This window comes from Halomonas sp. PBN3, from assembly GCF_000475415.1.
GTDB lineage: Bacteria > Pseudomonadota > Gammaproteobacteria > Pseudomonadales > Halomonadaceae > Halomonas > Halomonas shengliensis.
The window spans coordinates 1-7311 of sequence record NZ_AXCA01000042.1 but is presented as its reverse complement, the minus strand read 5'-3'; the positions used below and the strand labels follow the sequence as shown (position 1 = coordinate 7311).

9 protein-coding genes and 1 pseudogene are annotated in these 7311 nt (G+C 55.4%); 8 read left to right on the top strand and 2 right to left on the bottom strand.

The window, feature by feature from the left end; translation table 11 throughout:
* Positions 1–491 precede the first annotated feature (491 nt).
* The 6 genes from Q673_RS36430 to Q673_RS35805 all read left to right on the top strand — a co-directional run bounded on the left by Q673_RS36430 (position 492) and on the right by Q673_RS35805 (position 5356).
* Complete coding sequence (locus tag Q673_RS36430; RefSeq protein WP_139790111.1) at positions 492–860, top strand: hypothetical protein; 369 nt, start codon at positions 492–494, stop codon at positions 858–860.
* Positions 861–1008: 148 nt separating this feature from the next.
* Positions 1009–2127 (top strand): NAD(P)/FAD-dependent oxidoreductase, encoded by a 1119-nt coding sequence (locus Q673_RS35820; protein WP_081137676.1) that lies wholly within the window; start codon positions 1009–1011, stop codon positions 2125–2127.
* Entirely contained in the window at positions 2102–2404 is a 303-nt protein-coding gene (locus tag Q673_RS22040) for a (2Fe-2S)-binding protein (protein WP_023004806.1), read from the top strand. The genes Q673_RS35820 and Q673_RS22040 overlap by 26 nt, the downstream gene beginning before the upstream one ends.
* Entirely contained in the window at positions 2404–3798 is a 1395-nt protein-coding gene (locus Q673_RS35815; protein WP_081137674.1) for a (2Fe-2S)-binding protein, read from the top strand. The genes Q673_RS22040 and Q673_RS35815 overlap by 1 nt, the downstream gene beginning before the upstream one ends.
* Positions 3795–4916: an NAD(P)/FAD-dependent oxidoreductase gene (locus Q673_RS35810; RefSeq protein ID WP_081711956.1), complete on the top strand. Its 1122-nt coding sequence runs from the start codon at positions 3795–3797 to the stop codon at positions 4914–4916. The genes Q673_RS35815 and Q673_RS35810 overlap by 4 nt, the downstream gene beginning before the upstream one ends.
* Positions 4917–5011: 95 nt before the next feature.
* A complete protein-coding gene (locus Q673_RS35805; RefSeq protein WP_081137670.1) occupies positions 5012–5356 on the top strand; it encodes a RidA family protein in 345 nt (114 codons plus the stop codon).
* Between the two features lie 194 nt (positions 5357–5550).
* Here the strand turns inward: Q673_RS35805 and Q673_RS22030 are convergent, their stop codons facing one another.
* Positions 5551–5904 (bottom strand): histone-like nucleoid-structuring protein, MvaT/MvaU family, encoded by a 354-nt coding sequence (locus tag Q673_RS22030; protein WP_023004803.1) that lies wholly within the window; start codon positions 5902–5904, stop codon positions 5551–5553.
* On the bottom strand, positions 5853–6266 hold the full coding sequence (locus Q673_RS35800) for an HNH endonuclease domain-containing protein (RefSeq protein WP_235048473.1): 414 nt from the start codon (positions 6264–6266) through the stop codon (positions 5853–5855). The genes Q673_RS22030 and Q673_RS35800 overlap by 52 nt, the downstream gene beginning before the upstream one ends.
* Before the next feature lie 173 nt (positions 6267–6439).
* On the opposite strand from Q673_RS35800, the gene Q673_RS22025 reads away from it, so the two are divergent.
* Positions 6440–6937 carry a helix-turn-helix domain-containing protein gene (locus Q673_RS22025; RefSeq protein ID WP_023004802.1) on the top strand — a complete coding sequence of 166 codons (498 nt, stop codon included), beginning with the start codon at positions 6440–6442 and terminating at the stop codon, positions 6935–6937.
* Positions 6934–7311, top strand: a pseudogene (locus tag Q673_RS22020) (helix-turn-helix domain-containing protein); the annotation flags it as partial. The gene Q673_RS22025 and the pseudogene Q673_RS22020, both read left to right, overlap by 4 nt.

Below are 7311 nucleotides of genomic sequence, written 5' to 3'. Positions count from 1 at the left end.
TCGCCCGGTCTACCCGACTAGCATGAGCATCATGCCTCTGGCTCAGAAAGTCCTGAAACATCATGCGCTTTTCAAGCAGCTTCGCCAGTGCCATGCTCTTGGCAGCCATCGTGGGGTTCCTTCGGTGGGAGTGTTTGGCAACTTGCAACTTTAGCGAAGGCCCACGGTGGCCTAACTTATCAGATCTAACCACACTTCTTGCTGGCACGTTATCAAGTCTAACTTCAGAATTTGATTGATGCGTAAAGCGATGGATTCGATAACATATACGCATAGGGTTGGTAAAAAATGGTATTAGTGTGCATGGCATTTAGGTGCTAGTTTTTAAGCCATAGCGTAAACACTGCATTGGAAAAAATTATAGTAATTTGAGTTATTTTCAATATCTTATTGGTTTAATAATAAAAAATGAGGATGTGAATTATGGGTGGTCGCGTACTTCGAATAGCATTTATAGCTGGCGTAATTGATTTTTCAGTAGCTTTAGCCCCATGATTTTTCCTGCCGATCCTTTTGTTGATTTAATTCTTCTTGTTCCGTATGAAACTCTCGGTTTATTTCCCCCCGGGTTGTTTTTGCGTACAAGTGTATATAGCAGGTTTAATGCATTGGTGTCGGCTTATGTGATCACCATTCCGCATAATAATCGCTTATTTAAAGTATCAGTATTTGGTATGGGGGAACAGGAAGTAAATTCCGTAATGTCATTGAGGGCCAATCAGTGGTCTATTTTTAGTCGTGTCGTATTTCCGGTGACCTTGTCGAGCGTGGCTGGCGGTTGGTTTCTCGCGTTAACCGCAGTTACTTTGAAATTTCGATGGCGTTTTTTGCGTCGCCCAGCCCGACAGCGCTGTTCGTAAAATGTATAAGGGTATTGTTTACACCATCGGCCCGATGATTGCTTTTATATCGACCGTGCTGATCTTTCTAACGGCTTTCTTGGTTCTGATGCTGGATCATGTCTCTGGGTTAGACAAATTACTGATCGGCAATGGGTGAATCGATCAAATGAATACTTATGATTTTGCTATCGTTGGTGGTGGGCTAGTAGGCAGTGCTATTGCTTATGGCCTGGCTAAGGCCAGCTACCGTGTCGCTGTGCTCGATGAGGGGGATGTTGCCTATCGAGCATCTCGAGGCAATTTCGGACTGGTCTGGGTTCAGGGTAAAGGGCTCGAAATCCCGAGCTACTCACAGTGGAGCATGAGTTCTGCATCCTTGTGGCCCAGCCTATCGGAAGAACTCTGGGAGCTCACTGGGGTAGCAACACAACACCAAGCGCCGGGAGGTTTGCATCTCTGCTACAGCCACAAGGAAATAGAGCTGAGGCAGGCTGAACTTACCACGTTGTCCAAGGCAACTGGCGGGCAGTTTGATTTCGCAATGCTCGATCATGAACAGCTACGCGAAATGATTCCGGAAATAGGGGAGAGTGTCACGGGAGCCTCATGGTCACGCTGGGATGGACATGCCAATCCTCTTTATTTGCTACGTGGATTGCATGCCGGTTTTCTTCGCTTTGGCGGTACTTTCCTTCCTGGCAGCAAGGTTCACCGAGTACAACAGCGAGGGGATAGCTTTGTAATCGAGCGTGAAGGTGAGCGAGTCCATGCGGAGCGCGTGGTGCTCGCCGCCGGTCTCGGTAACCGCCTTCTAGCTCCTCAGGTTGGTCTGCAAGCACCACTGGTGCCTAACCGAGGCGAGATCCTGGTTACTGAGCGCATGAGCCCACTTCTGAATCTTCCGACCACGTACCTTCGCCAGACAGGGGAAGGCTCAATTTTGCTAGGTGATTCACATGAAGATGTCGGTTTTGACGAGGGCACAGAAACTCCTGTGCTATCGCATATCGCCCAACGGGCTGTGCGTGCCCTGCCGGCGCTAGCCAAGACGCGCATAGTACGTACTTGGGGTGCGCTGCGAGTGATGACACCTGATGGCTATCCGCTCTATCAAGCTTCGCTCTCTCATCCGGGCGCATTCGTGGCCTGCTGCCATAGCGGTGTGACCTTGGCTGCAGCCCATGCCAAACGCCTTGCCCCCTGGATCGCTGGTGATTCCTCACCTAGCGAAATAGTTCCTTTCACCGCGGAGAGATTCGATGTTCAAACGGCTAACCCCGCCTGATGCGCCTATGCAGAAAACAGTGATCGTTTACTTCAACGGCCGGCAGGTTACTGCCCAGGATGGCGATACCATTGCAGCGGCGCTGCTCGCGGCCGGCGTCGAAGCATGTCGTACCACGCCGGTGAGCGGATCCCAGAGAGGCCCCTACTGTATGATGGGGGTCTGTTTTGAGTGTCTGGTCGAGGTGGACGACGTCCCTAATGTCCAGGGTTGCCAGGTCCATGTGAAGGACGGCATGCAGATTCGCTCTCAACACGGCGCAAGGAGGCTCGGCTGATGACGACTCATGACTTGGTGATACTTGGAAGTGGGCCTGCCGGTATGGCCGCTGCCGCCGCTGCCGTGGCCCATGGCATCACCGCGGTGGTGGTAGATGAACAGCCGGCGCCTGGTGGACAGATTTATCGTTCAATTGAGACTACGCCGATCAAGGAGCGGCGAATTCTTGGTAATGACTACTGGTGTGGTGAGGAGCTGGTAGATGGGCTTGATGATCCACGCATTGATTATCGGCCTGGGACTACCCTTTGGCAGCTCACCAGGCAGCTTGAGGTCGGGCTCCTCCAAGGTGACCAAGCGTCGATGGTTCGAGCCCGACATGTCATTCTCGCTCATGGTGCCATGGAGCGTCCTTTTCCGGTTCCGGGCTGGACCCTGCCCGGAGTCATGACTGCCGGAAGCGGGCAGATTATGCTTAAGAGTGGTGGTTTGGTGCCCTCGGCACCGGTTGTTCTCGCTGGCTGTGGGCCACTTCTTTTACTGCTGGCCGTGCAATATTTGCGCGCTGGGGTTCCCATTGCTGCCTTGCTTGATACCTCGTCGCCAGGCCAATACCGGGATGCACTCCCGCTAATGCCAGGTGCGCTACGAAATATTCGAACTCTACTCAAGGGCGTGGGGCTATTGGCCGAACTGCGACGTGCAGGAGTTAGGCATGTTCGGCATGTAACGGCTCTGGAGGCCGAAGGCGAGAACCGACTAGAGCGTGTCCGCTGGCGATGTGGCAATGATCCTGAGTGGCACTCCTTGACAACACCGCTGCTGCTACTGCATCAGGGTGTAGTACCAAATACACAGGTTACTCGGGCGCTCGACTGCACACATGATTGGGACGAGCGGCAACTGTCTTGGCGTCCGCGAACGGACACTTGGTTGGCAACAGATGTCGAGGGGGTCTCGGTCGCTGGAGATGCTGGTGGCATCGTAGGAGCCAAAGCTTCTGCTTTTCAGGGGCGGCTAGCAGGCCTGGGTGCCGCCATCGCTCTAGGTCGTGTTAATGAAGATCAAATCCGAGCGGAAGTGAAGCGGCTACGGCGTGAATTAAAGCGAGAAACGGCTATTCGTCCTTTCCTCGATACCCTCTACCAACCGGCCGCACAATGGCGCCTTCCGGAGGACAATACAGTTGTCTGTCGGTGTGAGGAAGTTACTGCAGGTGAAGTGCGGAACATGGCAAATCAGGGGTGTCGTGGACCTAACCAGACCAAATCATTTACTCGATGCGGAATGGGACCCTGTCAAGGACGTATGTGTGGCCTGACGGTTAGCGAACTGTTGGCCGATGCCAACGGCCAGAGCGTTAGCGAGACTGGTTACTATCGGCTTCGCCCTCCCTTTAAACCCATTACTTTGGGGCAGCTGGCTACAGCCGCTGAGGATATTTCGAGATGAGTGCGCGGATTGTGATTGTCGGGGCAGGTCTCCATGGCTGTAGTGCCGCTGTCCATCTCAGCGCCCAGGGCCATCGGGTCACTGTGATCGACAAGGACTATGCCGGCCGTCATGCCTCAGGTGTTAACGCTGGTGGTGTGCGGCGATTAGGCAGGCATCCTGCGGAGATCCCATTGGCCATGGCGGCCTGGGAGCGTTGGCAACGCATGGTCGAGGTAGTAGGGGACGACTGTGGTTTTCGCCCGGTCGGGCAGATCATGGTCGCCGAGAATAGTGCAGACTTGGAGACGCTGGCTGAGCGTGAGCGACAGGTCCGTTCTCTGGGATTCAACCACGAGTACCTCATTACTCGCGACGAGCTCCGTAAGCGTGTACCTGCTCTGTCTCCCCATAGCCCTGGCGGGCTTGCCTGCGACGGAGATGGTTATGCCAACCCCTATCGTACGGTTACAGCCTGGAGGCGCTTGGCTCAACGGCAGGGCGCAAGTTTCTTCGAAGGTGTGACTGTCACTGACCTGGAGGCCTGTGGCAGCGGCTGGAAGGTTCAGGCTGGCACCCACCGGTTTACTGCTGACATCCTCATCAATTGTGCTGGTGCTTGGGCGGGAACTTTTTGTCAATGGCTGGGTGAGCCAGTGCCTCTCGCAGCGGAGGCGCCGATGTTGATGATTACTGAGCGAATGAAACCATTTCTCGGTCCGGTTATTGGGGCTACCTCCAGGTTACTTTCCTTTAAACAGTTTGAGAATGGTACCGTGATGATCGGCGGAGGAATTCGTGGGGAAGTCGATTCACACCGTCAGGTTGCCGAGACCAGCCTTGGTGGCTTGGCAGAAAATGCAGACACTGTGTTGAGCCTGTTCCCCTTTATGAATGAGGCGCGCATTGTCCGTACCTGGGCAGGGATGGAAGCCGTTATGCCAGACCAAATCCCAGTGTTGGGCTCGAGCAGTACATCCGAGAACGTTATTCATGCCTTCGGCTTCTCGGCCCATGGTTTTCAGCTGAGTCCCATTACTGGGGAAATCGTGGCTGACCTAGCTATGGGGCGCGAGCCGTCCTACCCGATTGAGCCATTTTCGATTACACGTTTCAATGGTAATCACTCCTCAATCTGATCTACTGCTATTCCGCATTATACATCTTGCTCATTTTTCGGCATGCCGAAAAGAGTGACACCACGCCTGAAGTCAGGCAATCAAAGGAGTTAGTCATGATCAAGCGCAGTATCCCTACCCCAATTATGCATCGTGCAGTTGAAGCCAATGGTTTTGTGTTCTTTGGTGGCATCATCGCAGATGATCTCAGCTTGGATATGGCAGGGCAGACTCAGCAGGTATTGGACAAGCTGGAAAATTATCTTGCTGAATCCGGAACTAAAAAGGAGTGTATTGTCTCGGCTACTGCTTATGTTTCTGACTTGTCGCTAAAGAAAGGGATGAACGACGTCTGGGTCCAGTGGTTTGGTCCCGAAAACCTGCCTGCCAGAGCGACTTTAGGGGTGGCAGACCTTGGAGAAGACGTGTTGCTAGAATTGGTAGTTACAGCGGCTAATTAATTGTAGCCACATAAACAAAGCGTATTGTTTTCAGCCCATTGCTCCACTAGATAATTTTTAGATGGAGTAATGGGCTTTGAAGCTTTCTTGTATGTTTGTTCTAAGGAGAAATGATATTGGCTTCTAGGCTTGTTTTATAAAAGATGTCTTGTTTAATTGTTTCCATCTAGAAATTCTACTCGTGTTCTCAGTCGTCAGTTCTCCGTCCTCACCAGCCACCCTTCCACGGTCTCGGCACCGTACTCCTCCTTCCACGCCTTCAGCGTCTTCTGGTTGCCGCCGCGGGTCTCGACGACTTCGCCAGTGTTCGGGTTCTTGTAGATCTTCAGCTTGCGCTTGGCGCGGCCGGTGCTCTTGGCGCTGCTGGAGCTCTTGTCAGCGGTATGCGTTGGATCCAGAAGCTTGATGACGTCAGCGGCTGACTTGTCGAACTCGCGCATCAGGTCTTCGAGGTGATTCTTGAAATCTAGCTCGGTCTTTAGGCAGTCGTCGTACTTCAGCTTGTCGAGCTCGTCCTGCAGCTGCTTGAGCTGCTGTTCCTTCTGCATGTAGGTGTTGAGACCGCCGGTTCTGCGTCCAGGATCTCCCACCAGGCCAGGATGTCCTGCCTGGCATGCTCCATTAGTGCAGCAGCGGGCAGGCGGTCGGACTTAGCGGCGTTGGCTCGCTCGGTGGTTGGGAGCAGATTCCAGAGATCGTTGTTCTGCCAGCGAGACCACGGAAAGCAGTGGTCCACCGCGTAATGGTGGCGGTGCAGATCCTGGTGGGACCACACGCAGTGCAGCGGTGCCGGCCGGATCAGGTGCCTGGCGATCAGTCGGCGAACCTTGTGCGTTTCACGCCGGCTCTCCGGCCAGGTTAGCGCCCGGTGTAGCAGACCTACATCGGCCTGCGGGTTGTAGTCCTGCATAAGCTGCACCCACCCATGCGTGATCGCGGGCTCCAGCCAGCAGGCATAGCGGCTCATGCAGTCCCACAGCGCAGTGGGCACCCGGTACTCGCCGACCCCCAGTGTCAGGATGAGTGTCGTGCCCTCTGATACCCTGTTCTTATAAACCGACCAGGGGGCGAAAGGAGACACTCATGCCTCGTTACTCCGAGGAGCGCCGGCAAGCCGTAGTGACTAAGCTGCTGCCTCCCCACAACCTCTCCCCGCAGGTGATCGCGGAGCAGGAGGGGATCTCGCTGGGCACCGTCTACAAGTGGCGCAAGGAAGCCCGCGCCGAGGGGCGTTGCCTGCCGGATACTCTGGGCAAGGGCGCCGATGGCTGGTCGTCCAAGGAGAAGTTCAGCGCCGTGATCGAGACCGCCTCGATGAACGCCCAGGAAACTGCGGAATACTGCCGCCGCCGAGGGATTTATCCCGAGCAGCTGGAGCGTTGGCGTCACGACTGCGAGCAGGCCGCCAGCCTCTCCCACTCGGAACGCCAACGTGAGGCCGACGAGGCCAGGCAGCAGCGTAAACGCATCAAATTCCTGGAGAAGGAGCTCGCCCGCAAGAACGAGGCCCTGGCAGAAACCGCAGCGTTACTGGCCCTCAGAAAAAAAGCGAGGGCGATCTGGGGGGACGAGGACGCATGATCAGCACCCCAGATCGCCAACGCGCCATCGCGCTGATCGAAGAAGCCCGGTCCCAAGGGGCCCGCCTGGAGGCCGCCTGCCGCGAGCTGGGCATCACCGCCAGGACGTACCAGCGCTGGACGCGCGGCGGGGAGCTGCACGAGGACCGGCGCCCTTTGGTCGACCGGCCGGTGCCGGCTAACGCGCTGACACCGGCCGAAGAGCAGGAGATTCTCGACGTGTGCCACCGCCCCGAGTACGCCAGCCTGCCGCCAGAGCAGATCGTGGTGCGCTTGTTCGATGAGGAGCAGCGCTACCTGGCGTCACCCTCGTTGTTCTACCGGGTGATGCGCAAGCACCGTGAAGTAGTGCACCGGGGCCGTGCCAAGCCACCT